Annotated in this window: 30 protein-coding genes and 1 tRNA gene; 21 read left to right on the top strand and 10 right to left on the bottom strand. The window is 69.3% G+C overall.

Annotated features, from left to right (window positions below; translation table 11 throughout):
* The first annotated feature begins 177 nt into the window (after window positions 1-177).
* The 6 genes from meaB to M2352_RS06770 all read left to right on the top strand — a co-directional run bounded on the left by meaB (window position 178) and on the right by M2352_RS06770 (window position 5,341).
* A complete protein-coding gene (gene meaB / locus M2352_RS06795; RefSeq protein ID WP_264663735.1) occupies window positions 178-1,185 on the top strand; it encodes a methylmalonyl Co-A mutase-associated GTPase MeaB in 1,008 nt (335 codons plus the stop codon).
* A 225-nt stretch (window positions 1,186-1,410) separates the two neighbouring features.
* Window positions 1,411-2,139 (top strand): hypothetical protein, encoded by a 729-nt coding sequence (locus tag M2352_RS06790; protein WP_264663734.1) that lies wholly within the window; start codon window positions 1,411-1,413, stop codon window positions 2,137-2,139.
* A gap of 164 nt (window positions 2,140-2,303) precedes the next feature.
* Window positions 2,304-2,603, top strand: a complete 300-nt coding sequence (gene rpmB, locus M2352_RS06785; protein ID WP_264663733.1) for a 50S ribosomal protein L28 — start codon at window positions 2,304-2,306, stop codon at window positions 2,601-2,603.
* 195 nt (window positions 2,604-2,798) lie between these two features.
* Entirely contained in the window at window positions 2,799-4,097 is a 1,299-nt protein-coding gene (locus M2352_RS06780; protein WP_264663732.1) for a lytic murein transglycosylase, read from the top strand.
* Between the two features lie 174 nt (window positions 4,098-4,271).
* The gene (locus M2352_RS06775) at window positions 4,272-4,877 is read left to right on the top strand and encodes a hypothetical protein (RefSeq protein WP_264663731.1); all 606 of its coding nucleotides are present in this window, start codon (window positions 4,272-4,274) and stop codon (window positions 4,875-4,877) included.
* The gene (locus M2352_RS06770) at window positions 4,874-5,341 is read left to right on the top strand and encodes a glycine zipper 2TM domain-containing protein (protein WP_264663730.1); all 468 of its coding nucleotides are present in this window, start codon (window positions 4,874-4,876) and stop codon (window positions 5,339-5,341) included. Before M2352_RS06775 ends, M2352_RS06770 begins: the two co-directional genes overlap by 4 nt.
* A gap of 41 nt (window positions 5,342-5,382) precedes the next feature.
* On the opposite strand, the gene M2352_RS06765 is transcribed toward M2352_RS06770, so the two are convergent.
* Entirely contained in the window at window positions 5,383-5,802 is a 420-nt protein-coding gene (locus M2352_RS06765) for a secondary thiamine-phosphate synthase enzyme YjbQ (protein WP_264663729.1), read from the bottom strand.
* Between the two features lie 53 nt (window positions 5,803-5,855).
* On the opposite strand from M2352_RS06765, the gene M2352_RS06760 reads away from it, so the two are divergent.
* Together M2352_RS06760 and M2352_RS06755 are read left to right on the top strand one after the other, a co-directional pair.
* Window positions 5,856-6,314 (top strand): winged helix-turn-helix domain-containing protein, encoded by a 459-nt coding sequence (locus M2352_RS06760; RefSeq protein WP_264663728.1) that lies wholly within the window; start codon window positions 5,856-5,858, stop codon window positions 6,312-6,314.
* A 39-nt stretch (window positions 6,315-6,353) separates the two neighbouring features.
* Entirely contained in the window at window positions 6,354-6,968 is a 615-nt protein-coding gene (locus M2352_RS06755; protein WP_264663727.1) for a nitrogen fixation protein NifQ, read from the top strand.
* Between the two features lie 27 nt (window positions 6,969-6,995).
* On the opposite strand, the gene M2352_RS06750 is transcribed toward M2352_RS06755, so the two are convergent.
* Window positions 6,996-7,406 (bottom strand): response regulator, encoded by a 411-nt coding sequence (locus M2352_RS06750; protein WP_264663726.1) that lies wholly within the window; start codon window positions 7,404-7,406, stop codon window positions 6,996-6,998.
* Between the two features lie 138 nt (window positions 7,407-7,544).
* Window positions 7,545-7,964, bottom strand: a complete 420-nt coding sequence (locus tag M2352_RS06745) for a hypothetical protein (protein ID WP_264663725.1) — start codon at window positions 7,962-7,964, stop codon at window positions 7,545-7,547.
* Between the two features lie 235 nt (window positions 7,965-8,199).
* Between M2352_RS06745 and M2352_RS06740 the strand changes: the two genes are divergently transcribed.
* Complete coding sequence (locus M2352_RS06740; protein WP_264663724.1) at window positions 8,200-9,222, top strand: tyrosine recombinase XerC; 1,023 nt, start codon at window positions 8,200-8,202, stop codon at window positions 9,220-9,222.
* Window positions 9,219-9,764, top strand: coding sequence for a hypothetical protein (locus tag M2352_RS06735; protein WP_264663723.1), 546 nt, complete (start codon window positions 9,219-9,221; stop codon window positions 9,762-9,764). Before M2352_RS06740 ends, M2352_RS06735 begins: the two co-directional genes overlap by 4 nt.
* Window positions 9,765-9,774: 10 nt before the next feature.
* Here the strand turns inward: M2352_RS06735 and lipB are convergent, their stop codons facing one another.
* Window positions 9,775-10,440: a lipoyl(octanoyl) transferase LipB gene (lipB, locus tag M2352_RS06730; protein WP_264663722.1), complete on the bottom strand. Its 666-nt coding sequence runs from the start codon at window positions 10,438-10,440 to the stop codon at window positions 9,775-9,777.
* A 152-nt stretch (window positions 10,441-10,592) separates the two neighbouring features.
* On the opposite strand from lipB, the gene M2352_RS06725 reads away from it, so the two are divergent.
* A tRNA-Leu gene (locus M2352_RS06725) sits at window positions 10,593-10,679 on the top strand.
* 84 nt (window positions 10,680-10,763) lie between these two features.
* Here M2352_RS06725 and M2352_RS06720 read toward each other — a convergent pair.
* Window positions 10,764-11,066, bottom strand: a complete 303-nt coding sequence (locus M2352_RS06720; RefSeq protein ID WP_264663721.1) for an STAS domain-containing protein — start codon at window positions 11,064-11,066, stop codon at window positions 10,764-10,766.
* Window positions 11,067-11,335: 269 nt separating this feature from the next.
* Here M2352_RS06720 and M2352_RS06715 point away from each other — a divergent pair, with 269 nt between their 5' ends.
* The 4 genes from M2352_RS06715 to M2352_RS06695 all read left to right on the top strand — a co-directional run bounded on the left by M2352_RS06715 (window position 11,336) and on the right by M2352_RS06695 (window position 16,067).
* Window positions 11,336-12,697: a CRTAC1 family protein gene (locus M2352_RS06715; RefSeq protein ID WP_264663720.1), complete on the top strand. Its 1,362-nt coding sequence runs from the start codon at window positions 11,336-11,338 to the stop codon at window positions 12,695-12,697.
* A gap of 239 nt (window positions 12,698-12,936) precedes the next feature.
* Window positions 12,937-13,461: a PAS domain-containing protein gene (locus M2352_RS06710; RefSeq protein ID WP_264663719.1), complete on the top strand. Its 525-nt coding sequence runs from the start codon at window positions 12,937-12,939 to the stop codon at window positions 13,459-13,461.
* Window positions 13,436-14,746 (top strand): methyl-accepting chemotaxis protein, encoded by a 1,311-nt coding sequence (locus tag M2352_RS26490; protein WP_319802023.1) that lies wholly within the window; start codon window positions 13,436-13,438, stop codon window positions 14,744-14,746. Before M2352_RS06710 ends, M2352_RS26490 begins: the two co-directional genes overlap by 26 nt.
* A gap of 292 nt (window positions 14,747-15,038) precedes the next feature.
* Window positions 15,039-16,067, top strand: coding sequence for a methyl-accepting chemotaxis protein (locus M2352_RS06695; RefSeq protein ID WP_264663718.1), 1,029 nt, complete (start codon window positions 15,039-15,041; stop codon window positions 16,065-16,067).
* A 27-nt stretch (window positions 16,068-16,094) separates the two neighbouring features.
* On the opposite strand, the gene M2352_RS06690 is transcribed toward M2352_RS06695, so the two are convergent.
* The 3 genes from M2352_RS06690 to M2352_RS06680 all read right to left on the bottom strand — a co-directional run bounded on the left by M2352_RS06690 (window position 16,095) and on the right by M2352_RS06680 (window position 19,281).
* A complete protein-coding gene (locus M2352_RS06690; RefSeq protein ID WP_264663717.1) occupies window positions 16,095-17,354 on the bottom strand; it encodes a DUF1501 domain-containing protein in 1,260 nt (419 codons plus the stop codon).
* A 17-nt stretch (window positions 17,355-17,371) separates the two neighbouring features.
* Window positions 17,372-18,937, bottom strand: coding sequence for a DUF1800 domain-containing protein (locus M2352_RS06685; protein WP_264663716.1), 1,566 nt, complete (start codon window positions 18,935-18,937; stop codon window positions 17,372-17,374).
* A gap of 176 nt (window positions 18,938-19,113) precedes the next feature.
* Entirely contained in the window at window positions 19,114-19,281 is a 168-nt protein-coding gene (locus tag M2352_RS06680) for a hypothetical protein (protein WP_264663715.1), read from the bottom strand.
* Between the two features lie 140 nt (window positions 19,282-19,421).
* Between M2352_RS06680 and dgcA the strand changes: the two genes are divergently transcribed.
* Window positions 19,422-20,414: an N-acetyl-D-Glu racemase DgcA gene (gene dgcA / locus M2352_RS06675; RefSeq protein ID WP_264663714.1), complete on the top strand. Its 993-nt coding sequence runs from the start codon at window positions 19,422-19,424 to the stop codon at window positions 20,412-20,414.
* Entirely contained in the window at window positions 20,411-20,833 is a 423-nt protein-coding gene (locus M2352_RS06670) for a cupin domain-containing protein (RefSeq protein ID WP_264663713.1), read from the top strand. Before dgcA ends, M2352_RS06670 begins: the two co-directional genes overlap by 4 nt.
* Here the strand turns inward: M2352_RS06670 and M2352_RS06665 are convergent.
* Window positions 20,811-21,152: a 4a-hydroxytetrahydrobiopterin dehydratase gene (locus M2352_RS06665; protein WP_264663712.1), complete on the bottom strand. Its 342-nt coding sequence runs from the start codon at window positions 21,150-21,152 to the stop codon at window positions 20,811-20,813. The two genes, M2352_RS06670 and M2352_RS06665, sit on opposite strands and share 23 nt — an antisense overlap.
* A 131-nt stretch (window positions 21,153-21,283) precedes the next feature.
* Between M2352_RS06665 and M2352_RS06660 the strand changes: the two genes are divergently transcribed.
* From M2352_RS06660 to M2352_RS06650, 3 genes are all read left to right on the top strand, one after another.
* On the top strand, window positions 21,284-21,886 hold the full coding sequence (locus tag M2352_RS06660) for a uracil-DNA glycosylase (RefSeq protein ID WP_264663711.1): 603 nt from the start codon (window positions 21,284-21,286) through the stop codon (window positions 21,884-21,886).
* Window positions 21,887-22,285: 399 nt separating this feature from the next.
* The gene (locus M2352_RS06655; protein ID WP_264663710.1) at window positions 22,286-22,717 is read left to right on the top strand and encodes an NYN domain-containing protein; all 432 of its coding nucleotides are present in this window, start codon (window positions 22,286-22,288) and stop codon (window positions 22,715-22,717) included.
* 99 nt (window positions 22,718-22,816) lie between these two features.
* Entirely contained in the window at window positions 22,817-23,167 is a 351-nt protein-coding gene (locus M2352_RS06650; protein WP_264663709.1) for a hypothetical protein, read from the top strand.
* Here M2352_RS06650 and hemA read toward each other — a convergent pair.
* A complete protein-coding gene (gene hemA, locus M2352_RS06645; protein WP_264663708.1) occupies window positions 23,164-24,378 on the bottom strand; it encodes a 5-aminolevulinate synthase in 1,215 nt (404 codons plus the stop codon). The two genes, M2352_RS06650 and hemA, sit on opposite strands and share 4 nt — an antisense overlap.
* A 255-nt stretch (window positions 24,379-24,633) precedes the next feature.
* On the opposite strand from hemA, the gene M2352_RS06640 reads away from it, so the two are divergent.
* Window positions 24,634-25,731 carry an aromatic ring-hydroxylating oxygenase subunit alpha gene (locus tag M2352_RS06640; RefSeq protein ID WP_264663707.1) on the top strand — a complete coding sequence of 366 codons (1,098 nt, stop codon included), beginning with the start codon at window positions 24,634-24,636 and terminating at the stop codon, window positions 25,729-25,731.
* Window positions 25,732-25,739 lie beyond the last annotated feature (8 nt).

Below are 25,739 nucleotides of genomic sequence, written 5' to 3'. Positions count from 1 at the left end.
ATTATTTATATGTGCGCGTATTTTTCAATAGAAAAATGGTTTCATTATTATAACAATACTTAGGGATGCAATTCTCTGCAGGCGGCGGATCGGAGCGCTGCGGGAAAGGCTTCCGTCGGCACGGGCCACGGGCTAGGCTGCGGCACCCTTCCCGACGACCACGGCACCGATCACGCCATGCCCGCTTCGCCGCCCCCTCCGTCCGTTTCCGCCCTTGCCGATGCGGTGCGCCGCGGCGACCGCCGCGGGCTGGCCCGCGCCATCACCCTGATCGAATCGACCCGCCCCGACCACCGGGAACAGGCCGAGGCGCTGCTGGAAGCGCTCCTGCCCCACACCGGCCAGTCGGTCCGGGTGGGTGTGTCGGGGGTGCCGGGGGTGGGCAAGTCCACCTTCATCGAGGCGTTCGGGCTGCACGTCATCGGGCTGGGGCACAAGGTGGCGGTGCTGGCCATCGACCCGTCGTCGCAGAAGACCGGCGGCTCGATCCTGGGCGACAAGACCCGCATGGTGGACCTGTCGCGCGACCCGGCCGCCTTCATCCGCCCGTCGCCCGCCGGGGCCACGCTGGGCGGCGTGGCGCGGCGCACGCGCGAGGCCATGCTGCTGTGCGAGGCCGCCGGATTCGACGTGATCATCATCGAAACCGTGGGCGTGGGACAGTCGGAAACCGCGGTGGCCGACATGGTGGACCTGTTCCTGCTGCTGCTGCTGCCCGCCGGCGGCGACGAGCTGCAGGGCATCAAGAAGGGCATCATGGAACTGGCCGACGTGGTGGTGGTGAACAAGGCCGACGGCGACCTGGCCGCCACCGCCCGCCACACGGTGGCCGATTACCGCCACGCCCTGACCATGCTGCGCCATGGGGAATGGCGGGTGCCGGTGCTGAGCTGCTCCGCCGCCCACAAATCCGGCATCGACACGGTGTGGGACACCATCCTCAGCCACCGCGGCCTCACCACCGCCAGCGGTGCGCGCGCCACCCGCCGCGCCGAACAGGCCCGCGCCTGGATGTGGACCGAGATCCGCGAAGGGCTGATCGACGCCTTCCGCCACCACCCCGGCGTTCTGGACAACCTGCCCCGCTGGGAATCGGCGGTGGTGGACGGCGGCACCGTGCCCACCGCCGCCGCCCGCCGGCTGCTGTCCCACTTCCTCAACCGCGAGGTCGGGGCCGCGAATTGACGGTCCCCCCGCAACGGGCGCCCGCCGCACGCGCCCGTTTTGTTGCAGTGCAAAAATACCGTTGCATCCCCCCGGCCCGATGCATACTCTTTGGGCAGCGAAAACGGGGTTTCGCCGATGGCGGCGCTTGGACCGGAGCCTATCCGCCGTTCTTCCGAGGCGCCTGCCGGGACGTCCCGCCCACACGGGACCGCCCCCGCCGGATCAAGGTTTCGGGAGACTGCAATGACCACCAATCCTTTCTTGAACGCTGCCGCCCTGGGCCAGTTCGCCAGCGCCGGGGCCGTGCGCTCGGCCCGTGTGGCGGGCGTGGTGCAGGACGGCTATCGCCGCTGGCTCTCGGGCCTGACCTCCTCGGCGGGGCAGACCGCCCGGCTGGTCGGTGAACTGGGCAAGTGCCGCACCCAGGCCGATCTGGTGGCGCTGCAGCGCGAGATGATCGACAGCGCCTCGGCCCGGCTGGCCGACGACATCCGCGCCTTCATCGAACTGTCCAACAAGCTGGTGGCGGAAGTGACCGCCCCGGTCGGCCCCGCCGCCGTGCCCGCCGAATCGGCGGCTCCGGCTCCGGCTCCGGCACCGGTGAAGGCCACGCCCGCCCCGGCAGCGGTGGAAGCCGCCCCCGTCGTGGTGCCCGCCCCCGTGGTTGCCGAAGCCGTGCCCGAGCCCGCCCCGGCCCCCGTGACCGAAGAGGCGCCGGCCCCCGCCGTGGTGGAGGAAGCCCCCGCCCCCGTGGTGGAAGCCGCCCCCGAACCCGAACCCGTGGCCGAGTCCGCCCCTGAACCCGCCGCCCCGCCGCCCGCGGACGCGGTGGCTGCGGTCGCCGCGGCCCTGGATGCCGCCCCGGTCCCGGTGGTGGAAGCCCCGGCGGCGGTGGCCGCCCGCCCGCCGCGCGCCAAGGGCCCCCGCGGCGGCCGTCCCAACCCGCGCTCCAAGCCCGCCTCGGCCCACTGAACCGGGGTTTCCACCCATCCGTCACCGTCCGGCGCGCGAAACCGTCATGCAGCGGGTCCACCCGTCTTGACGAACGCGCGCCGGATCGACTATAACGCCGCCCTCTTCGGGTGGTGCGCTGCCCGAAACCGGGCTTCGTTTGCAATTTGATAAGGAATAGACCGATGGCTCGTCGGTGCTCCGTGACCGGTAAGGGCACGCAGTTTGGCAACAACGTCAGCCACGCCAACAACAAGTCCCGTCGGCGCTTCCAGCCGAACCTGCAGGAAACCTCGCTGCTGAGCGATGCGCTCGGCCAGCAGGTGCGTCTGCGCTTGTCGGTGGCTGCGATCCGCTCGATCGAGCACAAGGGCGGCCTCGACGCCTTTCTGCTGGACGCCAAGGACGATGTTCTCAGCCTGGACGCGCGCCGCCTGAAGCGCCGCATCGCCAAGGCGCAGGACAAGCAGGCTGCCGCCGCCTGATCCGGGTTTCGGGGGCCGGTAACGGCCCCCGGCGGGATCGTCCGCCGGAAACGGCCCGCCCATGGGGTGGGTGCTGTCCGCGGACCATGAATTTGGGACTCCCCGAAGCCCGGTACGAATCAACCGCCCGTCGGCGATAGGCCGGCGCGGCGGTTTTTCGTTTTGGCCCCCCAACCCTTTTCCGGTGAGGAACGAATGCGAATCGTCCGTCCCATGCTGCTTCGGGCCGTCCGTTCGGCGGCGTTGCGCGCGTGTCTGGGGGCCATGGTGCTGGCCGGCTGCCAGACCACCGGCACCGCCCCCACCGCCGCCGCCCCGCCGCCCAAGGGCACGTCGCCCAAGCCCACCGTCCCTCCCTCCACCGACTCCGCCGACTTCGCCCAGTGGCTGGCCGGGCTGCGGGCCGAGGCGGTGGGCCAGGGCATCCGCCCCGCCACCTTCGACCGCGCCTTCGCCCGCGTGCGCCTGTCGCCGCGGATCATCGAGCTGGATTCGGCCCAGCCCGAATTCACCCGCATGGTGTGGAGCTATCTGGACAGCGCCGTGTCCGACGCCCGCGTGCAGAAGGGCCGCGCCAAGATCCAGGAAAACAGCGCGCTGTTCACCCGCGTGTCGCGGGAATACGGCGTGCCGGCGGAAATCCTGGCGGCGTTCTGGGGGGTGGAGAGCGATTTCGGGCGCGACACCGGCACCTTCGCCGTGGTGGACGCGCTCACCACCCTGGCCTTCAACGGGCGCCGGGCGGCGTATTTCCGCTCCGAACTGCTGGTGGCGCTCAAGATCCTCGATTCCGGCGACATCGCGCCGGAACGCATGACCGGATCGTGGGCCGGCGCCATGGGCCAGACCCAGTTCATGCCCACCATCTTCCAGCGCTACGCGGTGGACGAGGATGGCGACGGCCGCCGCGACATCTGGACCAGCATGCCCGACGTGCTGGCCTCCACCGCCCGCTTCGTGCGCGGCAACAACTGGCAGCCCGGCGAACGCTGGGGCGACGAGGTGCGGCTGCCCGCCGGCTTCCCCTATGACCAGGCCGAGCTGACCGTGGTCAAGCCGGTGTCGGAATGGCGCCGCATGGGCGTGCGCCTGATGAACGGCGCCGAGCCGGAGGGTGACGCCACCCCCGCCGCCATCCTGCTGCTGGCCGGGGCCGAGGGGCCGGCGTTCCTGGTACGGGAGAACTTCCGCGCCATCATGCGCTACAACCCCTCCACCAGCTACGCCCTGGCCGTGGCGCTGCTGGCCGACCGCATGGCCGGGCGCAGCGGCATCGCCGCCCCCTGGCCCCGCCACGAACAGCCGCTGTCCAAGGACGAACGGCTGGAGCTGCAGCAGCGGCTGGCGGACATGGGGTACGAACCGGGCACCCCCGACGGCATCATCGGGCCGTCCACCCGCAACGCCGCACGGCGCTTCCAGGCCGCCGCCGGGATGGTGCCGGACGGGTTCGTGACCAAGGCGCTGCTGGAGCGGATGCGGCGGGGGGTGTGAGGCTTGCGCCTGCCGAGGGGTGCGGGCCCTCGGCGCTCCCCGGCAGGGGCCGGAAGGCCCCTGCACCCCGCTCGGACGGCATAGGAAAGGGCACCACCACATCCTTTTGTGGAAGTCTTTCTGGAAAAAACATCTCAATTTTCATATGATCCCATCACGGAGGATCGAAAATTGATGGATGCTATGATTAAAAAAGTTTTTCTTGCTGCCGCTATCGCCATTTCCCTCTCAGCTTGTGGCCCGCAGATTCCGCCGATCAATTTCTCGCCGCCCAATGTCGGGCCGACCCAGACGAAGCTAAACGCCGAGGTCAAATCCATCACCGTAACCGTCGCCCGCCCTGAAGAGGCGACGGGACCGCTTGTGTTCGGTATCGAAGCGGCGACGCCCCTATGGAAAACAGCCGTGGAGGAAGCCCTGAACAAAATGGCCATCTTCCGCGACGACGCCCCCCAGAAAGTGTCGCTCAGCGTCAAGGTTCTGAAGCTCGACACCCCCGATTTCGGCATGAATTTCACCACAACCTCGGCGGCCCGGTACGAGATCATCGACCGCGCCACCGGCTCCATCATCTTTACGACCGACGTCAATTCCGACGGAGTCGTGCCTGTGGACTACGCCTTTGTAGGGGCCGTGCGGGCGCGGGAAAGCATCAACCGCTCGGTGCAGAACAATATCCTGCAGTTCCTCCAGCAGCTTCAAACAGTCAATCTGAACCGGCCCATGTTCCCGACGGGCGCGCCCCCCGCTCCGGCGGCCAAAGGAACACCGACGTCGTGAAACCTAGCCTGATGCAATGGGTGTTGGCCGCTCTGGTGGCGGGAGCCACGGCGGCATGTGCACCCAACATGTCCCCCGACAGCTACGCAGCCGGCGCCGTCGGGCAGGTCAACCGCACGGTCCGCGGCGTGGTGGTCAGCGCCCGTCCGGTCGCCATCGGCGGCACCCAATCCGGCCTTGGCGCCGGTGCGGGGGCCGTGGCCGGTGGTGTCGCCGGCTCGGCGATCGGCGGGAATGCCAGGGCGAACGTCATCGGTGCCGTCGGGGGCGCCGTGATCGGCGGCATCGCAGGGGCTATGGCCGAGGATGCCGCCACCCGCCAGAGCGGCATGGAATATGTGGTTCAGACCGAGAACGGCGCGCTTTTGACCGTCGTGCAGGGGGCATCCCCGGTACTCGCGCCCAATCAGAAGGTTCTGGTCATCTATGGCGCCCGGTCGCGGGTGATCCCCGACCCGACCTGATCCCACACGTCCGGCAGGGGCCGGAAGGCCCCTGCACCCCGCTATTCGCCGAAGAGATGCGCGGTCACCTGCCGGTCGTGGCGGTGGGTCCGGTGTTCGAACAGGTAGATGCCCTGCCAGGTGCCCAGCACCGGGCGGCCGTCCGCGACGGGAATCGACAGGCTGACCGCGGTCAGGGCGCTGCGGATGTGCGCCGGCATGTCGTCCGGCCCCTCCAGCGTGTGGTCGTAGAGTGCTGGGTCTTCGCGCACCAGCCGCGCGAAGAAACGCTCCAGGTCGCCGCGCACGTCGGGGTCGGCGTTTTCCTGAATCACCAGAGAGGCGGAGGTGTGGCGGCAGTACAGGGTCAGCAGCCCGCAGCCGATCCCCTGCTCCCCCACCCACCGCACCACGGGGGCGGTGATCTCCACCAGCCCCTGGCCGCGGGTGGGGACGTTCAGCGTGGTCATGGCCTGACGCATGGCGGGTTTCCCGGCTCGTTCCAATCCTGGCAGGGATTCTGTAGGCTGGAGCCATGGCCCGCAAGACCCACACCCACCGTCCCACCGCAACCACCCCCGAACACGGCGGGGAGGTGCGCGTCCGGCTGCTGTTCGCCGGCGGACAGGTGGGGCCGGGCAAGATCGCCCTGCTGGAAGCCATCCGCGACACCGGTTCCATCTCCGCCGCCGCGCGCAAGGAGGGGATGCCCTTCCGCCGGGCGTGGCAGTTGATCGACACCCTGCACCACGTCTTCCGCGACCCGGTGGTCAAGGCCACCACCGGCGGACGCACCGGCGGCGGCGCCACCCTTACCCCCTTCGGGCTGGAACTGGTGGACCGCTACCGCCAGATGGAGCGCGCCGCCCTCGACGCCGCCCGCCCGCACATGGAACGGCTGGACAGCTTTCTCCCGGCCGGCGGCGGTGCGCCGGAAACCGATCCCGAACGAGTCGAAAGTGCTTTGCTGCGCCCGCGAACTGAGGCAGGATAATATGACGTTCGGGTGAAAGTTTGCGCGGAGGATCGTCCGGTGATCGTACGGAAACTCGACACACGTCAGACGGAACCCACCGCCGGCAGCCCGGTGACCAACGACAGCCATCCCCCCCCGGCGGTGGAGGGGGTATCCGATGCCTATCTCTTCACCCGGATCCTGGCGCTGGCCGCCGACGAACCCCGCCCCCTGACTCACGCCACCGGCCTGACGCGGGCCGTGCTGGAACGGCTGGCGGACCGTTACGTTCCGGCCATGGGCGCGCGGGTGGCCGCCCTGCCCCACGGGGACGACACCGGCGAGGATACCTATGAGGAACCCGACCTGCGCGCCATGATCCTGGAGCACCGCGCCGGCCGGACGGAGGAGGAGGAGTGGCTGGCCGCCATCGTCGCCCGCCGCTGCAACGCCGCCAACCATCTGTGGCAGGACATGGGCTTTGCCGGGCGCAGCGATCTGGGCACCCTGTTCCGCCGCCATTTCCCGGCTCTGGTCGCGGCCAACAGCGGCGACATGAAGTGGAAGAAGTTCTTCTACCGCCAGCTTTGCCAGCGCGAAGGCTTCCTGCTGTGCAAATCGCCCAACTGCGAGTGCTGCGACGACCACGACGCCTGTTTCGGCGGCGAGACGGGCAACCCCCTGAAGGATTGATCCAAAAGCAGGCTTGATCCCGAAGGCTCAGGGCGTCAGGGCCGGCAGCAGCCGGTCCACCCGTTCCTTCAGCGCGGACATGGACGGCGGCTTGACGACGAAGGCGTTGACGCCCAGCGCCATGGCCCGCTTCACGATGTCGGATTCGGTGTGGTTGGTCAGAAACACCACCGGGGTGCGGCTGTCCACCGCCTCCCCCGCGCCGCGCAGACGTTCCAGGAACTGGAGCCCGCTGACCGGCTTCATGTCGATGTCGCACACGATCAGGTCGGGGGTGGTGCGGATGCATTCCTGCATGCCGGTTTCGCCGTTGTCCGCCTCGGCGATGCGGCGGAAACCGATCTGCATCAGAATCTGCATGATCGTGCGCCGCACAAAGGGCTGATCCTCGATCACGAGGACACTGAACCGTTCATAATCGATGGTTTTCTGTTCCATAATAGGGATTTTTCCGCAGCAACCGCCTGCCGTCAAGGCGAAGACAGGGCGTGCCGCCCCCTGACCTTGGGCCAGGGGGAAAATCCCGGTCATACGACCGTCTTTTATTTGTAGAGTTTTTTATGGATGGGCGCCGGATCACGGCACCCACCCGCCCATGCGCTGAAGGAACGCGGCCAGCGATGCCAGCAGGGACAGCACGAACTGCCGTTCGGGGTACAGGGCTTCCAGATCCACCACCCGCCCGGCATGGGACAGGGCCGACCGGGCAACGGCGCCGGGGGCGGGACAGGGGATACCATCGATGGTGCACCCCGATAACAGCCGGGCCAGTTCGCTCACCGCCTGCAGCGGCGGCAGCACCATCAGGTAACGGGCGGTGTTCACCGGATCGAGATCGCGGCGGGCGAACAGGGTGGACATGCGGATGGGCCGGCCCCCATCCTCCTCCGTCCCCACCTGAAAGGAGAGCAGGCGTTTCGACCGTTCCTCGACGGCGGCGGACCAGCCGGCGGTTGCGGTAATCAAGGGGTTGAACAAACGAACCTCCACGGCCATGGCCAACGGAATGCCCGGCGTGATGCTCCCTGATGATGACATGTGACGGCTTTGCGCCGCTTCAAGCGGTGGAAGGGGCCTCGGCGGGGGCCGATGGGCGGCGCCCGTGCTGTCCTTCACGGGCATGAACACCCAAAACCCGGTGTTTGTGCCCGCCCCCTTCGGACCGATGCCGAATTCCCGTCCGGCCGTGCTACCATCCGCCGCCGCCTCTCCCTTTCAGGACGACCGTGATATGGGCACACCCAAGGCTGCCGGTTTTCTGGGCTTTTCCGCACAGGGCGATGTGTGCGCGGCGCTGGAGGCGTGGCAGCGCTGGCTGGGCAGCGAGCGCACGGTGTCGGCGCACACCCTGTCGGCCTACACCGCCGACGTGGCGCTGTTCCTGCGCTTCATCACCGAATACCGCGGCGGCCAGCCGCCGTCGCTGGCGGTGCTGGCGGCGCTGGAGGGTCGGGATTTCCGCGCGTGGCTGTCGCGCCGGGCCATGGACGGGCTGACCGCGGCCAGCCGGGCGCGGGAACTGGCGGCGGTGCGCAACCTGTTCCGCTGGCTGGACCGCAGCGGGCGGATGCACAACCCGGCCATCGGCCAATTGACCACGCCCAAGGTGCGCCGCCCCGCCCCCCGCCCCCTGGCCGAACCCGACGCCGCCCGCGTGATGGACGCGGCGGGCGACGAGGTGGACGAGCCGTGGATCGCCGCCCGCAACCGCGCCCTGTTCACCCTGCTCTACGGCTGCGGCCTGCGCATCGGCGAGGCGCTGGCACTGGACCGCCGCGACGCCCCCGGCGGCGACGCCCTGCGCGTGCTGGGCAAGGGGCGCAAGGAACGGGTGGTGCCGGTGCTGCCGGCGGTGCGGGCGGCGGTGGCGGATTACCTGACCCAATGCCCCTATGATCCGGGGCCGGACGGGCCGCTGTTCCTGGGGGCGCGCGGCAAGCGGCTGGCCCCGGCGGTGGCGCAGCGGGCCATGGCCGACCTGCGCCGGCTGCTGGGGCTGCCCGACAGCCTGACCCCCCACGCGCTGCGCCACAGCTTCGCCACCCACCTGCTGAACGACGGGGCGGATCTGCGCGCGATTCAGGAGCTTCTGGGCCACGCCTCCCTCTCCACCACCCAGCGCTACACCGAGGTGGAGAGCGAGCGGCTGCTGGCCGTCTACAACGCCGCCCACCCGCGGGCGCGCAAGCGGGTGGAACCCACCGCCGCGGCCCCCTTGGAATCCGCCCCCGCCGACCCGACTCTTGCGGAATGATGAAAACGGTCCTTCCGATCCTGGCCCTGGTGCTGGCGGCCACCGCGGCGGCCCCGGTGGCGGCGCAAACGCCGTTGCAGCGCACCGAGCCCAACCATCAAGCCCCCGTGCCGCCGGGGGGCTACGACCTGCCGCTGGCCCCGCCGGTCATGCGCTTTCCCCTGCCGCCCCAACTGGTGATCGTGCGCTCGAACGAGGACTGGCGAAAATTCGGCACCGTGGTCAAGCCCCTGTCCGACGCCTGCGCCGCCCGGCGGTTCCGCGAACAGCTTCCCAAACGCTTCCGCGCCATCTTCAAGGGGGAGGTGCTGGGGGTGGCCTTCGGCCACGGGCTGAACCTCGTCGATCAGGACAAGAAGGCGGACCGCAGCAAGATCTACCTGTTCCGCAACGGCGACAGCACCGCCTGCATGGTGATTGCCATCGACAACCAGGATCTCACCCTGCTGCGCTCCCTGGCCCCCGACGCCGGCACCGCCGGGTCGGCGGCCCCCGCCCCCGCCGGGGCCAATTCCGGCAACGGGCGCAACAACGGGTATTGACGGGGGAGCGTCAGGCGCCCTCCCCGCCCCCGAACACCCGTTGCCAGCTCTGCATCAGGGCCAGGTCCACGTCGGGCAGGGTGACCGGGTGGCCCAGCGCCACCATGGAGGTCACGCCGTACTGGCTGATGCCGCAGGGGACGATGCCGCCGAAATGGCTCAGGTCCGGGTCCACGTTCAGCGCCACCCCGTGGAAGCTGACCCAGCGGCGCACCCGCACGCCGATGGCGGCGATCTTGTCCTCCTGCCCGTCCAGCCCGCCATAGGGGCGCTTGTCCACCCAGATGCCGACCCGCCCGTCGCGGCGCTCGCCACGGATGTTGAAACTGCCCAGGGTCTGGATCAGCCACTCCTCCAGATCGTGGACATAGGCGCGCAGGTCGCCGCCGCGCCGCTTGAGGTCGAGCATGACATAGGCCACCCGCTGGCCCGGCCCGTGATAGGTGAACTGCCCGCCCCGCCCGCTGCGGTAGACGGGGAAGCGGTCGGGCTGGAGCAGATCCTCGTCCCGCGCGCTGGTGCCGGCGGTGTAGAGGGGAGGATGTTCCAGCAGCCACACCATTTCCGGCGCGGTGCCGGCGCGGATGGCCTCCACCCGTTCGTCCATGACCGCCAGGGCCTCGGGATAGGGAACCGGGTCGTCGCTGATGCGCCATTCGATGGCCGGAACGCTCATGCTGGGGGTGCCGCGTCTGGTGGTCCGGGAGAGGACGCCGATTTTAATCGGTGCCTCCGGTGAATGCCCGCATTTCTTTTGTCTTGATCCCGCTGCGAGGATCTGATATCTCCCCGCTCCACCCGGACAGCACGTCTGGGAGACACCACGATGCGGTCGTGGCGGAATTGGTAGACGCGCAGCGTTGAGGTCGCTGTTCCTTAACCGGAGTGGAAGTTCGAGTCTTCTCGACCGCACCATACCCCCACCCGGGGGTATCCCGACAAAAGGCCCGCCCCACGGCGGGCCTTTCGGCGTTTCAGGGCCGGCGGAAACGGCGCCCCTCAGCGCAGGAAGACGTACTGGTCCAGCGAGACCCGCTTCATGGTCTGGACGATGTAGGGCTGGGCGTTCAGCACGGTGACGCTGCCGTGGGCGTCGCGGGCGCGGTTGGCCAGGATGAACAGCATGCCGATGGCCGTGGAATCCAGGAACGTCAGATAGCGGAAATCCAGCCGCACGTCGGGACGACGCCCGAAATCCCAATCGGCCACCATGTCGTGGAATTTCCGGCTGTCGTCGTAGGTGAAGCGGCCCGACAGCAGGATACCTTCGTCCCCATCCACATCGGTGAAGGCGTATTCCATACCCCAATAGTCCTCGGCGCGGGTGAACGGCAGGGTGGCTCCGGTCCGGCGGGCCGGAACCGTGCAAACCCATGGGACCACAGCCGCGGGGGGATGGCAAGATGTCGCGGGATACCCGCGTATTCACCCTCATCCGCACAGGCGCCACCCGCGCACGGGGATTACGGGCTGCCTTCCGTCTGGGTTTACGCAGGCGCCGCGAGGGGGTATCTGTCAAAGAATCTGCGTCCCGCGCCAGCCGGGGCGGCCTGAAGCGAACGAGGTGGCGGATGTTCCTGGACTGCACGGACCTGATGACCGGCAACGAACCGCGGGCCTCCCACGGGATGGCGGTGGCCGACGTGGACGGCGACGGGCGCCTGGAAATCCTGGTGACCGGTGACGGGAACCGCGTTCTGAAATGGGATGGCACCCGGTTGACGGACACCGCCGATGCGGTGCTGGCCGACGCCACCCGCCCCAGCCTGGCGGTGGCCGCCGCCGACCTGGACGGCGACGGGCGGGAGGAACTCTACATCGTCACCGGCGACCCGGCGGCGGGGACCAAGGAGTTCGCCGACCGGCTGTTCGCCTGTTTCGGCACGCGCTGGTTCGATCTGCTGAGCCAGTCGGAGAACACCACCTTCGCCACCCGCATCCCCGCCCGTTCGGTGGCGGCCATGGACCGGTCGGGCACCGGGCGCTACGGCTTCGTCATCGCGTGCGAGGGGCAGCCGCTGCGCCTGCTGGAGCTTCAGCGCCACGGGCGGCTGGCCGACATGGCCGAGGATGCCGGCATCGACCTGATCGGCCAGGGCCGCGGGCTGGTGGCGCTGCCGCTGATGTCGGCGCGCATGGACCTGTTCGCCGCCAACGAAGGGGGGCCGAACTTCCTGTTCCGCAACCTGGGCGACGGCTCCTTCGAAGAGATCGCCGGCGAGCGGGGCATCGCCGATTCGCGCAGTGCGGCCCGCGGGGTGGCGGTGCTGGACGCCGACGGCGACGGTCTGCTGGACCTGCTGGTGGGGCATGCCGAAGGGCCGCAGCGCCTGTGGCTCCAGCGGTCGGGCGGCGGCTTCGTCGATGCCGCCGACGGCGACATGTCCCTGCCCGGCCCGGTGCGCAACGTCATCGCCGCCGATTTCGACAACGACGGTTACGAGGAGCTGTTCTTCAACCTGCACGGCGCGCCCAACCGGCTGTTCGGCTGGCGCAACGAGCGGTGGGTGGAGCTGGACCTGGGCGACGCGGCGGAGCCCAAGGGGCTGGGTTGCGGCGCGGTGGCCGCCGACATCGACGGCGACGGCCGGCTGGAGCTGCTGATCTCCCATGGCGAGGGCGCTGCCCAGCCGCTGTCGCTGTACCGCACCGCCCCCAACGGCAACCATTGGCTGCGGGTCCAGCCGCTGACCCCCGCGGGCGCGCCGGCCCGCGGCGCCATCGTCACCTGCACCGCCGGGGACCGCCGGCAAAAGCGCGCGGTGTGCGCCGGGTCGGGCTATCTGTGCCAGGGCGAGCCGGTGGCCCATTTCGGTTTGGGCGGTGCAGCATCGGTGGAGCAGGTCGAAGTGCGCTGGCCCGACGGAATAATCGCCATCATCGACGCCCCTCCCATCAATCAGGTGCTGACGGTGCCCCATCCGCCGGAGTAAGAAAGGGGTGGCGGCCGGGTAACGATGTTGCATCTGCGAAGGGACATTTTACCGCAGAGCAAAAAATACCCATGCCCTTTCGGCGGACAAAATGTAAACCTCTCCGAAAGTTTATAGTCTTATAAATCTCCGGCCAATCCCGCGGCGGACAAAGCACGCGCCGCACCGGGAAAGGCCGGGAGCGAGGAATGCACAACCAAAGACAGAACCGGCCTGCGCAGGCTGGTCTTTGAGGCATCATGTCACGACGCGACGTGTCACTGACCGGGGTCGAACGGTTTTTCGACGAGAACGAGGTCATTGTTTCCAAGACAGACCTCCGGGGCCGGATCACCTATGCCAACCGCGTGTTCCAACGGGTGGCCGGCTATACCGAAACCGATCTGATGGGCGCCCCCCATTCGATCGTCCGGCATCCCGACATGCCACGCTGCGTCTTCAAGCTGTTATGGGACACCCTGGCCGCGGGCCAGGAGATCTTCGCCTACGTGCTGAACCGGGCGCGCAACGGCGACCATTACTGGGTCTTCGCCCACGTCACCCCCAGCTACGACGCGGCGGGCAACGTGGTCGGGTACCATTCCAGCCGCCGGGTGCCGGACCGCGCGGCGGTGGACAAGGTGATCCCGCTCTACCGGACCTTGCTCGACATCGAAAACAGCCACAGCGACCGCAAAAAGGGGATGGAGGCGGCGTTCGCCACCGTCGTCGGCCTGCTGCAGGAAAAGGGCATCGGGTATGACGAATTCGTCTTCTCTCTCTAAGGCGCAGTGGTTCGCCGCCGGGGCCGCCGCCGCGGTGGCCGTCTCCATCGCCCTGGACCTGACCGGCATCGGTGACGCGTGGGTGCGGGTGGGGGTGTCGGCGGTGGCGCTGGCCGGTCTGGCCGCCATCCTGGTCAGCGTGCAGCGGGCCAACGCCGCCATCCGGCGCACCGCCGCCGTCTGCAACGCCGTCGCCCACGGGGATTTCGAGGCCCGCGTGACCCCGGTGGACCAGGGCGGCGACCTGGGCGACATGATGCACGCGATCAACGACATGATCGACCGCACCGACGCCTTCATCCGCGAAGCGGCGGCGTCCATGCACTATGTGTCGTCCAACAAGTATTTCCGCCGCATCGTGCTGACCGGCATGCAGGGCAGCTTCCTGCGCGCCAGCAGCACCATCAACGCCGCCACCGGCGCCATGGCGGAAAAGGTCAAGGGCTTCGCCGGGGTGACCGAACGGTTCGAAGGGCACATCCGCCAGGTCTGCGCCGAGGTGGCCGGCACCGCCCATCAGCTTGAGGTGACCGCCCGCACCATGGAATCCGACGCCCAGACCGCGACGGGCAAGGCGTCGTCGGTGGCCGCCGCCGCCGCCCAGACCGGATCCAGCGTCGATTGCGTCGCCGCCGCCACCGAGGAGCTGTCGTCGTCCATGAACGACATCGCCCGCAAGGTGGAAGAGGTGGCCAACGTCGCCGCCAACGCCGCGGACGAGGCCGAGCGCACCAACCATGTGGTGAGCGAGCTGTCGGGCGCCGCCCGCACCGTCGGCGACGTGGTGACGCTGATTTCCGACATCGCCAGCCAGACCAACCTGCTGGCGCTGAACGCCACCATCGAGGCCGCCCGCGCGGGCGAGGCCGGCAAGGGCTTCGCCGTGGTGGCGCAGGAGGTGAAGCGGCTGGCCGACCAGACCGGGCGGGCCACCGGCGACATCGCCAGCCAGATCGCCAACATCCAGTCGTCCACCGATCAGGCGGTGGGCGCCATCGTCGGCATCGCCCGCACCATCCACGACATCAACGGCATCGCGGGCGGCATCGCGTCGGCCATCGAACGCCAGGGCGGGGCCATCCGCAACATCGTCGGCAGCATGGAACAGGCGGCGTCGGGCACCCGCGCCGTGTCCGACGACATCCAGGACGTGACCAACGCCGCCGAACGCGCCAGCGGCACCGCGCACGAGGTTTTCGCCGCGTCCGAACAAATGGCTGCACAGGCTGATCGTTTGACACACGAAGTACAGATCTTCCTTGAAGAGATCCACAAGGTCGCTTAAACCTTAGAAAAATTGCGGATTTATCCGCTTGGTAAATGAAATGGAAACGTTGCCTATGCTTTAAGCGCATTGCAGCGTTTCTTTTCCTTCTGCACTAAAACTAATCACTGCAGCACCCCGGCAAGTGATTTTCTTGTAGGCTCCCCGCCCGTTCCGCAAACGCGAAAAAACCTTTCGCATCTGCGGAAATCAATGAATCGGATCGGGTCGAAACGCGGGCGGTCGGGTGTGGCATGATTGTTGATAATCCAGACGCTCAACAGATCCGCTCATGGGCAGGGAGCAAGCGGCGATGAGTGTCGGAACCAACCAGTTGTTTGATCTGTCACGCGAAGTTCTTGACGTCGCGTCGAAGAAGGTGGCGGCGATCGAGGACATCACCCGCCGCACCAAGATGCTGGCGATGAACGCCCTGATCGAAGCGGCGCGGGCGGGGGAAGCCGGGCGCGGCTTCGCGGTGGTCGCCAACGAGGTGTCGGAAATCTCGACCCAGGTGAACACCATCACCAAATCGCTGCGCAGCGAGATCACCGCGCGCGTCGATCACCTGACCTCCGCCGGCAGCGAGATGGTGCAGGAGATGCACGGCCGCCGGCTGGCCGATCTGGCGCTCAACATGATCGAGATCATCGACCGCAACCTGTATGAGCGGTCGTGCGACGTGCGCTGGTGGGCCACCGACAGCGCCGTGGTCGATTGCGTCGCCAACCCCACGGACGAGGCGCGCGCGCACGCGTCGGAACGTCTGGGCGTCATCCTGGAATCCTACACGGTCTATCTCGACCTGTGGATCGTGGACCTGAAGGGCGAGGTGATCGCCACCGGCCGCCCCAGCCGCTATCCCGGCGCCCGGGGGGCCCGCGTGTCCGACACCGCGTGGTTCCGCCAGGCGCTGTCCACCCGCAACGGCGGCGACTTCACCGTCGATGACGTCAGCAGCAACCGCTGCCTGGACGGGCGCACCGTCGCCACCTATGCCACCGCCATCCGCCGCGGCGGGCGGGCCGACGGCGAGGTGATCGGCGTGCTGGGCATCTTCTTCGACTGGGAACCCCAGGCCAAGGCGGTGGTGGAAGGCGTGCGGCTGGACGACGCCGAACGGGCCTACACCCGCTGCCTGCTGGTGGACGCCCGTCACCGGGTCATCGCCTCGTCCGACGGGCGCGGGGTGCTGAGCGAGTCCATCCCGTTGCGCACCAACGGCCGCACCATGGGCCATTACACCGGCAACGACGGCGGGTTCGTCGGCTTCTCCGTGACGCCGGGGTACGAGACGTACCGCGGCCTGGGCTGGTACGGCGTCATCATCCAGAAACGCTGATCCCGCCGCCCCTCCCGGCGCCCGGCCTTATCCCCACAGGCCGGGCAGCGGCCCGCCGCCATAGCCGGGAAACACCGACCGCGCCGCCGCCGGACCCATGACGGCAGACAGGACGGCGCGGTAATCGGTGGTGACCGCCAGATCGACACCGCGGTCCAACTGGGCGGTGGCAAGCCCCGGCCACCGTCCCAGCATTCCCCCGTCCACCCCGCCGCCCAGAACCAGCATGGTGCCGGCGTGGCCGTGGTCGGTGCCCTGGCTGCGGTTGCTGCGCAGCCGGCGCCCGAATTCCGTCATCACCACCACCGCCAGCGATCCGTGAAAGCGGCTGGTGTCGGCATGGAAGGCCGCCAGCGCGCGGGACAGTTGCCGCACGGCGGCGGCGAAGCGCGGCGGCTGGTTCTCGTGGGTGTCCCACCCGCCCACATCGACCCAGGCCAGCCGGACGCCCATGTCCATCTTCAGCAGCCGCGCCACGGTCAGCAGCCCGCGCCCGGCCTCGGTGTCCTCGTACACCGCCCCGCCCTCGGCGGCGTAAGGCTCCACCGGCCCGCCCGGCTGCGCCCGCGGCAGGCGCGCGTCCACCCGCGCCAGCCCGTCCAGCGCCGCGCGCCCGGCCCGGCCATAGGGTGTAGGGTCGTTGGCGTGGAGCGCCTGGAGCACCGCCGCCGTCCGCGGGCCCCCGGGCGGGGCCAGCCCGTATTGCAGCCCGTTGACCGCCAGCGCCGCCCCGTCGCCCGCCAGCGCCGCCGGGGTGGAGGACGCCGCCGCCACCGCCAGCGGCCCGGCGCCGCCGGGACCGGGGGCGGCGGTCCAGCGGGCGGCCCAGCCGGTGGGGGTGCGGGACAGATCGGCCTCCGCCGCCACGCCGCGTTCCATCAGATCCTGGGCCACGAAATGGCTGCGGGTGCCGTCGGGAATGCCGGTGGCGGGGATGATGGTCAGGTGGCGGGCGGTGTAGAGGTCGGCCAGCGGCGCCGCCTCCGGGTGGAGGCGGAAATCCACCGCGGGGGCCAGACGCTGGGCGATGGGCAGCCCGGCCCCGGCGCCGCCGGTGCTCACCCGCATGTCGGGCGCCCGTGCCGCCACGTAATCGGGGTCGTCGGCGGGCGCCACCAGGTTGAGCGTGTCGGCCCCGCCGCGCAGGAACACCACCACCAGCGTCCGGTCCTGCCCCCCGGCACCACCGGCGGCATAGGCCACGTGGCGCACCCCCGGCACGGTCAGCAGCCCGGCGGCCAGACCGCCCCGCATCAGCGTGCGGCGGGAAAAGGCGGCATGAGTCATCCCTGTTCCCCTTGTCATCAGCGCAGGTTGAACCGCGGGGCCATGGCCACATAGGCCGCCAGACGGTGCAGCACCTCGCCCGCCTTGTGCGGGTCGGCGGGCAGCGGCACGCCGGGGGCCAGCCCCACCCCCGGCAGCACGGCGGCGGTGACGGCGGGGTCCGGCGGACCGGCAAACAGCGTGCGCTGCCACGCCTCCGCCGCGGCCTGCGCCGTGGCGGGGGGCGGGGTTCCCGCCGGCAGGGCCGCGGCCCCGGTGCCCCAGCGGTTCTCGGCCAGCCCCATCACCAGCGCCCAGCGCCGCCGCATGGCCGCCGCCCCGGTCCAGGCGTCGGCGGTGTCGGGATATCCGGTGGGGGCCGGCTGGCCGAACAGCCGCTGCCCGCCGCCGTCCAGCTCGCGGATCAGCCCCATGGTGACGGTGAAGTCCGGCACCGCCGCGCGGGCGAAGCCGGCCACCAGTTCCAGGGGCCGCCTGACCTTCGACGGCGGGGCGGCGGCGAACTCGGGCGACAGCACGATGGCACGCACCACGCGGGCGATCTGGTCCGGCGCCCGCCGGTTCTCGGCCCATGTCCTGGCGGCGGCGTCCACCAGCCGCTTGGGCGGGTCGTCGGCCACCAGCCGGCGGCACAGCTTGAACGCCAGATGGCGGGCGGTGGCCGGGTGATCGGCCACCAGATCCAGCACCCGCCGCCCGTCGGCCAGCGGCCCCTGGAACGGGTCGAACTCCTGCCCCAGCACGCGCTTTTGATAGTTGTCGTGCCAGTTCTCCACATAGGCGAAGCGCCCGGTGGCCGGCAGCGACACCCCGCCGCCCAAGCCCGCCCCGTCGGCCAGCGTCCAGCCGGTGAAGGCCCGCGCCGCCTCGTACACATCCTGGTCGATGTAGCCGGCGGGCTTGCCCGCCGCCGCCCCCGGCACGTCGCGCCAGCGGTTGTACAGCGCGTTCAGATAGGCATCCCGCCCCAGCGTGTGCAGCTCGAACAGTTCGCGGGCGTAATTCTCGTTGGCGATGCCGGCGCGGGACGTGCGGTTGTTGAGATAGACCAGCATGGCGCCGCTGCACGCCACCGCCTCCAGAAACGCGCGGAAATTGCCCAGCGCGTGGGCGCGGATCACGTCGCGGTCATAGAGGGGCAGCAGCACCCCCACCGCCCGCTCCACCCCATAGACGTTGAAGTGGTTGTGCCAGAAATCGGCCATCACCTCGCGCACCTGCCACTGGCTGTGCACGGCGCGCAGGAGGGTGGCCGCCGCCACCTCGTTGCGCGGCCACTGGCGCTCCGGCCCGGCAAAGGGCAGCTTGCCGTCGTTGAGGGGCCACAGGGCCTCCGGCGGCTTGTCCAGGCTGGCGAGCGGACGGTCCTCGTCGGTCTTGGCCCACCCCTCCCCCGCGTCGTAGGTGATGCGCAGGCGGCAGGCCGAAAGCGCCGCCGCCGCATGGGGATCGTCATGGGGGTCGGGGGCGAGCTGGCGGGCCAGCCAGCGCTCCAGCCCCAGGCGCTCCACCTCCGCCCCCTCCCCCGGACGGGGACCGAAGGCCAGGCGGTTGAGCACGGTGGTGGACGGCACGGTCATCATGGGCCTCTTCCCCCCATGGTCGCACGGGCGCTTTCCCCAACATGGGCCCGCACCCGCCGAACGGGGATCGTCCACCCATCTTTGTCACAAGACCGGCACCGTGCCGATAAGAAAAGGCCGCCCCCGGATGGGGACGGCCTTTCCCGTCAAGGCATGGGAGCATCGGCGGCGCCGGGTCAGCCCCGCGCGTCGGGGGCCGGCTTGGCCGGGGCCGCGGGGCCGCCGGGAGCCGGCGTCACCTGCGCGGAATGGGACGGGCTGCAGTCGGCGTTGGCAATCCCCGCCGTCATCAGCGCACCCAGGGCCAGCAGCGCCGCGGCTGCCACTTTCACGCCATGAGACATCGGATCACCTCCTTTCCCAAAGTTGACACCTGAGATCGGATACTGCCCGATTTTTGCGGCCTTGCCCACCTGTACCGATGATATAGGCGGCGGCTTGCCGCTACACTGCCAGCCGTCCCCCCCCCGATCCCGAGCCGTTCATGAGCCCCCCCCGCCTGACCGTCCGCCGCGAGGATTTCCCCATCCGCGGCGTCTTCCGCATCGCCCGTGGCGCCCGCACCACCGCCGAGGTGGTGGTGGCCACCGTCACCGACGGCCCCCACACGGGCCGGGGCGAGTGCGTGCCCTACCGCCGCTACGGCGAAACGGTGGAGGGGGTGGCGGCGGCGCTGGCGGGCATGGCCGGTGCGGTGGCCGCCGGGCTGGACCGGGCCGGGCTTCAGACCCTGATGCCCCCCGGTGCGGCGCGCAACGCGCTGGACTGCGCCCTGTGGGATCTGGAGGCCAAGCGGACGGGTGTGCCGGCGTGGCGGCTGGCCGGGCTGGCCGAGGAACCGTGCCCGCTGCTGACCTGTTTCACCCTCAGCGTCGATGAGCCCGGCGCCATGGCCGCCGCCGCCGCGGCGGCCGCCCCCCGTCACCCGCTGCTGAAGACCAAGCTGACCGGCGACGGCGACGTGGAGCGGGTGCGCGCCGTCCGCGCCGCCGCCCCCGCCGCCCGGCTGGTGGTGGACGCCAACGAGGCGTGGAGCCTGGACCATCTGTACCGCTTCGCGCCCGAGATGGCGGCCCTGGGGGTGGAGCTGATCGAACAGCCCCTGCCGGCGGGGGAGGACGAGGCGTTGCGCGGCATCAATTGCCCCGTGCCGCTGGGCGCCGACGAATCGGTCCACGGGTGCGGCGGTCTGGAGCGGCTCGCGGGGCTCTATCAGGTGGTGAACATCAAGCTGGACAAGACCGGCGGCCTGACCGAAGCGCTGGCGCTGAAGGCGGCGGCGGAGGCGCTGGGCTTCGGCATCATGGTGGGGTGCATGGTGGGCACCTCGCTGGCCATGGCCCCGGCGGTGCTGGTGGGACAGAATGCCCGCTTCACCGATCTGGACGGGCCGCTGCTGCTGGCCCAGGATCGGGAACCGGGGCTGCGTTACGACGGCGCCCTGGTCCATCCGCCGGAACCGGAGGTGTGGGGATGATGGGAAACCTGTTTGCCGGCATACCGCAGCCGGACCCGCTGTCGCCCGGTCTGAGCGACGCCGGCACCCCCGGCTGGGCCGGCCCCAGCCTCGGCGGCGGCGACGAGATGTTCGACACCCTGGCCGCCATGGCCGGCGCGCGGGTCGAGCGCATCGTGTCCACCGGCCAGCGCTCGCCGCCGGGCTTCTGGTACGATCAGGACTGGGACGAATTCGTCCTGCTGGTGTCGGGGGCCGCGGTGCTGGACATCGCCGGCCACGACAGCCCCCGCCTGCTCCAGCCGGGCGACTGGGTGCACCTGCCGGCCCACACCCGCCACCGCGTGCTGTGGACCCCCGCCGACCGCCCCACCGTGTGGCTGGCGGTCCATGGCGCCCCGGTCGGGGCGGAAGCCGTCAGGGGGGAAGCAGGGCGTTGACCTTCGCCGCCATGGTGAAATCGTTGCGGTGCAGCCCGTCGATCTTGTGCGTCCAGAACGTCACGGTGCAATAGCCCCAGCCATAGGCGATGTCGGCGTGGTGCCCCTGCTCCTCGCACACCCCGCCGACCTTGACCGCGAAATCCTGGGCCTGGATGAAATCGGGGAAGCGCACCGTGCGCACCAGATGATCGGGATCGAAAGTCAGCGTCCATCCCGGCACCTGGGGCAGCAGCGCTTCGGCCTCCGCCCGCCCCATGGGCGGGATGCCGCCGCGGCACGGCTCGCAGGTGCCGGCGGCCAGGGTGGTGTCGGTCATGGTTGTCCTCCCCACATGATGGTCATTCCCCCGGAAGGTGGGAGCCGGACGGGGCGGCGGCAAGCTGGCCTTCCGTCCGGCCCCGCGCTATAGCGGGGACGCCCCTCCTCACTCCGATCGGACGCCCCATCATGACCGGCCTGCCCTTCGTTCCCTATCAGCAGCCCACCCGCGACCCCGGCCCCGCGCGTCTGGCCATCGTGGGCGAGGCGCCGGGCGCGGAAGAAGCGCGCCAGGGCACCCCCTTCGTCGGGCGCAGCGGGCGGCTGCTGAACGACAGCCTGGAGGCGGTGGGCATCGACCGCGCGGCGGTGCTGGTGGCCAACGCCTTCCGCCGCCAGCCGCCGGGCAACAAGGTCGGGCACTTCTTCGCCTCCCGCACCCGTGCCCGCAAGGAGGGGCTGGCGCTGGCCGAGGAATGGGGGGCCTTCGGCACCTCCGACCGGGTGCTGGCGGAGTTCGCCACGGATCTGGAGGCGCTGCGCGATGCCCTGACCGCCTATGCCCCCGCGGTGATCGTGGCGCTGGGGCGCACGCCCCTGTGGGCGCTCACGGGGCAGAACGGCATCATGAGCCTGCGCGGGCAGGTGCTGCCCTGCCGCATGGTGCCGGGGGCGGTGGTGGTGCCCACCTTCCACCCCAGCTATCTGCTGCGCGGGCAATTGAGCGAACTGCCCACCTTCCGCGCCGATCTGGCGCTGGCGGTGGAGACGGCGACGGGAGCCGCAGAGTGACGTCTTCCGGTGGATCGGTTTGCGTTGGATTCTGTCTTTGTCTGCTGTAAAGTCCACCCTATCGGAACCATACGTCTTTCTTTGTGTTCCACCGCCATAGACGAGAGAGCCAACGTCTTCCTGATGAAGTGGCGCATGCCATGGAGGGGAGCGTTGGCTCCACCCTCCTCTCAGTGACGCTGGCTTTCCCATGTTAAAGGCCCGTTACGCCATCATGATCGATGGCGGCTTCGCTACGAAAGTGTTGAACAGGCGCAAGCGCGCCAGTGGTGATCTGACGTTTACCACCGCCGACGACATCGAAGCCGAATGCCAAAGAATACAGGCCAGCCCCTGGGTTCAGGATTACGAACTTCTCAGGATTTATTATTATGACGCACCCCCACTCTCTCGGGCAGCGTGAAGCGGCCCGTCAGCGGGGGAAACTGGAACCTCAGCGGTTCCGACCGTTACAAGCACGCCCAAAGCCTTTACGATAAGCTGAAACTCAAGCCGAACGTCGCTCTCCGGCTTGGAGAGACCTTTCTCGGCAACAACCGATGGTCGCTTCGGGAGGACTCCCGCAAAGCCGTCATCCGTGACGGACGCGCCCTGGAAGACACGGACTTCGACTTGAATGTCGAACAGAAGGGCGTGGACATGCGGATCGGCATGGACATCGCCCGATTGGCCTTGCGGGAAATGGTCCGCGCCATCGTCGTCGTGACCTCAGACCGCGACTTCGTGCCGGCCTTCAAATTTGCACGCCGCGAGGGCGTGCGCATCATTCTTGACCCGCTCGGGAACAACGCCCCGGTGGAGTTGAAGGAGCATTCGGACATCACCGTATAGATGACCGGCACTGCCTGTTGCGGCTCGTGTTTTCCCAAGGAACCACCCCACACCCTGCCACGTTTCTGGAGTCAGGATGACGGGACAAGGGGGCGGGCCATGAGCGTGCAGGGTATTCTGACCGCGGCGGTGCTGGGGGCGCTGACCATCGGCACCGTGGAAATCCGCAACGAACAGGCCCGGATCATCCTCCCCGCTCAGCAGGCACAGGATGAACCCGTGCCGCTGCTCGACGGCACCTATGGATCGTCGGGCGGGTATGGGACCATGCCCAGCGGATCGTCCGACGATACCCCGCCGCTGCGGGGATCGGGGCTGATGCGGCCCGACGACATGCCGCCAGGCGATGCGTTCAACCCCATGCCGCCGGGCGGCGACCGGCCCACCCGGCGTGTCGGCGGGGATTGGGACGACAGCCGCGGCCTGCGCCCCACCGAACTTCCACGTTAGGCGGCCAGACGCAGGTCCAGCGCGCCCCACACGTCGCGCAGCGCTTCCACCAGCGCCGCCATCATGGCGTCGGTGTGCAGCGGGGTGGGCGTGAAGCGCAGCCGCTCGGCCCCGCGCGGCACGGTCGGGTAGTTGATGGGCTGCACATAGATGTTGTGACGCTCCATCAGCAGGTCCGACGCCCGCTTGCAGCGCTTGGCGTCGCCCACCATCACGGGCACGATGTGGCTGACCGACGGCATCACCGGCAGGCCGGCGTCGGCCAGCAGCGCCTTCAGCGTCGCCGCCCGTTCCTGGTGGCGGTCGCGTTCGCCCTGATGGGTCTTGAGGTAACGGATGGAGGCCAGCGCCCCCGCCGCCAGCACCGGGGCCGGCGAGGTGGAGAAGATGAAGCCCGGCGCGAAGCTGCGCACGCAATCCACCAGCGCCGCCGACCCGGTGATGTAGCCGCCCTGAACCCCGAACGCCTTGCCCAGCGTGCCCTCGATGATGGTCAGCCGGTGCATGGCATCGTCGCGCTCGGCCACGCCGCCGCCGCGGGGACCGTACATGCCGACCGCGTGCACCTCGTCCAGATAGGTCATGGCGCCGTATTTGTCGGCCACGTCGCACAGGTCATGGATGGGCGCGATGTCACCGTCCATGGAATAGACGGATTCGAACGCCACCAGCTTGGGCCGGGCGGGATCGGCCTGGGCCAGCAGCCGTTCCAGGTCGGCGGGATCGTTGTGGCGGAAGATATGGCGCTCGGCCCCGCTGTTGCGGATGCCGGTGATCATGGAATTGTGGTTCAGCGCGTCGGAGAAGATCACGCAATTGGGCAGCAGCTTGCCGATGGTCCCCAGCGTGGCGTCGTTGGACACGTAGCCCGAGGTGAACAGAAGGGCGGCTTCCTTCCCGTGCAGGTCGGCCAGCTCCCGCTCCAGCAGCACATGATAATGGTTGGTGCCGGAGATGTTGCGGGTGCCACCGGCCCCCGCCCCGCAGTCGTCCAGCGCCGCGTGCATGGCGCCCAGCACCACCGGGTTCTGCCCCATGCCCAGATAATCGTTGGAGCACCACACCGTCACGTCGTGTTCGCGCCCCCCGGCGTCGCGGAAGGTGGCGACGGGGAAATTACCGGCGTGCCGTTCCAGATTGGCGAAAACGCGGTAGCGGCCTTCCTGCTTCAGCAAATCGATCTGGCTGCGGAAGAAGCTCTCGTAATTCATCGGGCGGATTCCGTTCGCGGTCCTGTGATGCTCGCCACCGGCTCATTCCACCGGCATACCGGGCGAAGGAACTATGACTCCGCCGCCGGTAAGAGCGCAATGGGAGGATGGCATCATTATTACCCGAACGTCACCCGGCATTGATCGAAATCAAAAGCGTCACAGTGTCCCGCCTTTTTCATGCCCGGCCCCCTTGACGCCGCCGGCGGCGGCGGAGAACGCTTAGGGCGCGCACACCAGCGACGGACCCGCCTCATGCCCGCCTACACCGGCCCCGTGATTTCCCCCCATGCCTACAGCGATCCCGCCGTGGCCGGGGAGGAGGCGTCCCGCATCTTCCGCCGCACCTGGATCTTCGCCGGGCTGGCGGAGGAATTGGCCGGCGACAATGATTTCGTCGTCCGGGACATCGCCGGCACATCGGTGGTGGTGCAGAATTTCGGCGGCGAACTGCGGGCGTTCCGCAACGTCTGCACCCACCGTTTCGCCCTGATTCAAACCGAACCCTGCGGCAACCGGCGGCTCCAGTGCCCCTATCACGCCTGGCTGTTCAACCGCGACGGGGTGCCGGTGGGCATTCCCGGCAACGACGCCTTCTTCGGCTTCGGGCGTGCCGAACGGGCGGCGCTGGCGCTGGAGCGGTACGAGGTGGATGCCCGCGGGCGCTTCGTCTTCGTCCGGCTGGAGGGCGGCGGGCCGGACCTCGACACCTGGCTGGGCGATTACGGCACGGTGCTGGACGGGGCCGGGCACCTGTTCACCGACGGGATCGACGACGCCACCCAGACCTGGACCGCCAACTGGAAGATCGGCGTCGAAAGCGTGCTGGAGGTCTATCACGTGGACGCCACCCACCCGGACACCTTCAAGCCCTTCACGGTCAAGGAATGGCAGACGGGGTTCTGCGGCGCCCATTCCCGCTGCGCCACCCGGCTGTCGGACACCAGCGCCCACTGGTGGGACGGCATCGTCACGCGGCTGGGGCTGGCCCACGACCCCGGCGGGGCCGGGGTCTACGACCATTATTTCGTGTTCCCCAACCTGTCCTTCGCCATCACCCACGGGGCGTTCTTCAGCCTGCAGACCTACGACCCGCTGACGCCGGACCGGTGCGCGCTGCGCTACCGGCTGTTCCTGGGCGATGGCAAGCGGGGGGCGGCGCGCAACGCGGTGGCCGGCAGCTTGCGCGATTTCAACACCCGCGTCCTGGCCGAAGACCGTTTCGTGTCGGAAGCCGCCCACAAGGGTGCGCGCCAGATGGACCGCCCGGCGGTGCTGGGCAGCGTGGAGGACCGCATCGCCGCGTTCCACGGGGAATGGTTCGGGCGGATGCCGGCCCAGGACGCCTGTTGACCACATAA

Source organism: Azospirillum fermentarium (genome assembly GCF_025961205.1).
Classification (GTDB): Bacteria; Pseudomonadota; Alphaproteobacteria; order Azospirillales; family Azospirillaceae; genus Azospirillum; species Azospirillum fermentarium.
Note: the sequence above shows the minus strand (reverse complement) of the source record. Positions and strands in the feature narration are given on the sequence as shown.

What these genes read in the sequence shown, in the direction of transcription:
- meaB (WP_264663735.1), top strand. Translation starts at nt 178, where the DNA reads ATGCCCGCTTCGCCGCCCCCTCCGTCCGTTTCCGCCCTTGCCGATGCG.
- M2352_RS06790 (WP_264663734.1), top strand. Translation starts at nt 1,411, where the DNA reads ATGACCACCAATCCTTTCTTGAACGCTGCCGCCCTGGGCCAGTTCGCC.
- rpmB (WP_264663733.1), top strand. Translation starts at nt 2,304, where the DNA reads ATGGCTCGTCGGTGCTCCGTGACCGGTAAGGGCACGCAGTTTGGCAAC.
- M2352_RS06780 (WP_264663732.1), top strand. Translation starts at nt 2,799, where the DNA reads ATGCGAATCGTCCGTCCCATGCTGCTTCGGGCCGTCCGTTCGGCGGCG.
- M2352_RS06775 (WP_264663731.1), top strand. Translation starts at nt 4,272, where the DNA reads ATGGATGCTATGATTAAAAAAGTTTTTCTTGCTGCCGCTATCGCCATT.
- M2352_RS06765 (WP_264663729.1), bottom strand. Translation starts at nt 5,802, where the DNA reads ATGCGTCAGGCCATGACCACGCTGAACGTCCCCACCCGCGGCCAGGGG.
- M2352_RS06760 (WP_264663728.1), top strand. Translation starts at nt 5,856, where the DNA reads ATGGCCCGCAAGACCCACACCCACCGTCCCACCGCAACCACCCCCGAA.
- M2352_RS06750 (WP_264663726.1), bottom strand. Translation starts at nt 7,406, where the DNA reads ATGGAACAGAAAACCATCGATTATGAACGGTTCAGTGTCCTCGTGATC.
- M2352_RS06745 (WP_264663725.1), bottom strand. Translation starts at nt 7,964, where the DNA reads ATGGCCGTGGAGGTTCGTTTGTTCAACCCCTTGATTACCGCAACCGCC.
- M2352_RS06740 (WP_264663724.1), top strand. Translation starts at nt 8,200, where the DNA reads ATGGGCACACCCAAGGCTGCCGGTTTTCTGGGCTTTTCCGCACAGGGC.
- M2352_RS06735 (WP_264663723.1), top strand. Translation starts at nt 9,219, where the DNA reads ATGATGAAAACGGTCCTTCCGATCCTGGCCCTGGTGCTGGCGGCCACC.
- lipB (WP_264663722.1), bottom strand. Translation starts at nt 10,440, where the DNA reads ATGAGCGTTCCGGCCATCGAATGGCGCATCAGCGACGACCCGGTTCCC.
- M2352_RS06720 (WP_264663721.1), bottom strand. Translation starts at nt 11,066, where the DNA reads ATGGAATACGCCTTCACCGATGTGGATGGGGACGAAGGTATCCTGCTG.
- M2352_RS06715 (WP_264663720.1), top strand. Translation starts at nt 11,336, where the DNA reads ATGTTCCTGGACTGCACGGACCTGATGACCGGCAACGAACCGCGGGCC.
- M2352_RS06710 (WP_264663719.1), top strand. Translation starts at nt 12,937, where the DNA reads ATGTCACGACGCGACGTGTCACTGACCGGGGTCGAACGGTTTTTCGAC.
- M2352_RS26490 (WP_319802023.1), top strand. Translation starts at nt 13,436, where the DNA reads ATGACGAATTCGTCTTCTCTCTCTAAGGCGCAGTGGTTCGCCGCCGGG.
- M2352_RS06695 (WP_264663718.1), top strand. Translation starts at nt 15,039, where the DNA reads ATGAGTGTCGGAACCAACCAGTTGTTTGATCTGTCACGCGAAGTTCTT.
- M2352_RS06690 (WP_264663717.1), bottom strand. Translation starts at nt 17,354, where the DNA reads ATGACTCATGCCGCCTTTTCCCGCCGCACGCTGATGCGGGGCGGTCTG.
- M2352_RS06685 (WP_264663716.1), bottom strand. Translation starts at nt 18,937, where the DNA reads ATGATGACCGTGCCGTCCACCACCGTGCTCAACCGCCTGGCCTTCGGT.
- M2352_RS06680 (WP_264663715.1), bottom strand. Translation starts at nt 19,281, where the DNA reads ATGTCTCATGGCGTGAAAGTGGCAGCCGCGGCGCTGCTGGCCCTGGGT.
- dgcA (WP_264663714.1), top strand. Translation starts at nt 19,422, where the DNA reads ATGAGCCCCCCCCGCCTGACCGTCCGCCGCGAGGATTTCCCCATCCGC.
- M2352_RS06670 (WP_264663713.1), top strand. Translation starts at nt 20,411, where the DNA reads ATGATGGGAAACCTGTTTGCCGGCATACCGCAGCCGGACCCGCTGTCG.
- M2352_RS06665 (WP_264663712.1), bottom strand. Translation starts at nt 21,152, where the DNA reads ATGACCGACACCACCCTGGCCGCCGGCACCTGCGAGCCGTGCCGCGGC.
- M2352_RS06660 (WP_264663711.1), top strand. Translation starts at nt 21,284, where the DNA reads ATGACCGGCCTGCCCTTCGTTCCCTATCAGCAGCCCACCCGCGACCCC.
- M2352_RS06650 (WP_264663709.1), top strand. Translation starts at nt 22,817, where the DNA reads ATGAGCGTGCAGGGTATTCTGACCGCGGCGGTGCTGGGGGCGCTGACC.
- hemA (WP_264663708.1), bottom strand. Translation starts at nt 24,378, where the DNA reads ATGAATTACGAGAGCTTCTTCCGCAGCCAGATCGATTTGCTGAAGCAG.
- M2352_RS06640 (WP_264663707.1), top strand. Translation starts at nt 24,634, where the DNA reads ATGCCCGCCTACACCGGCCCCGTGATTTCCCCCCATGCCTACAGCGAT.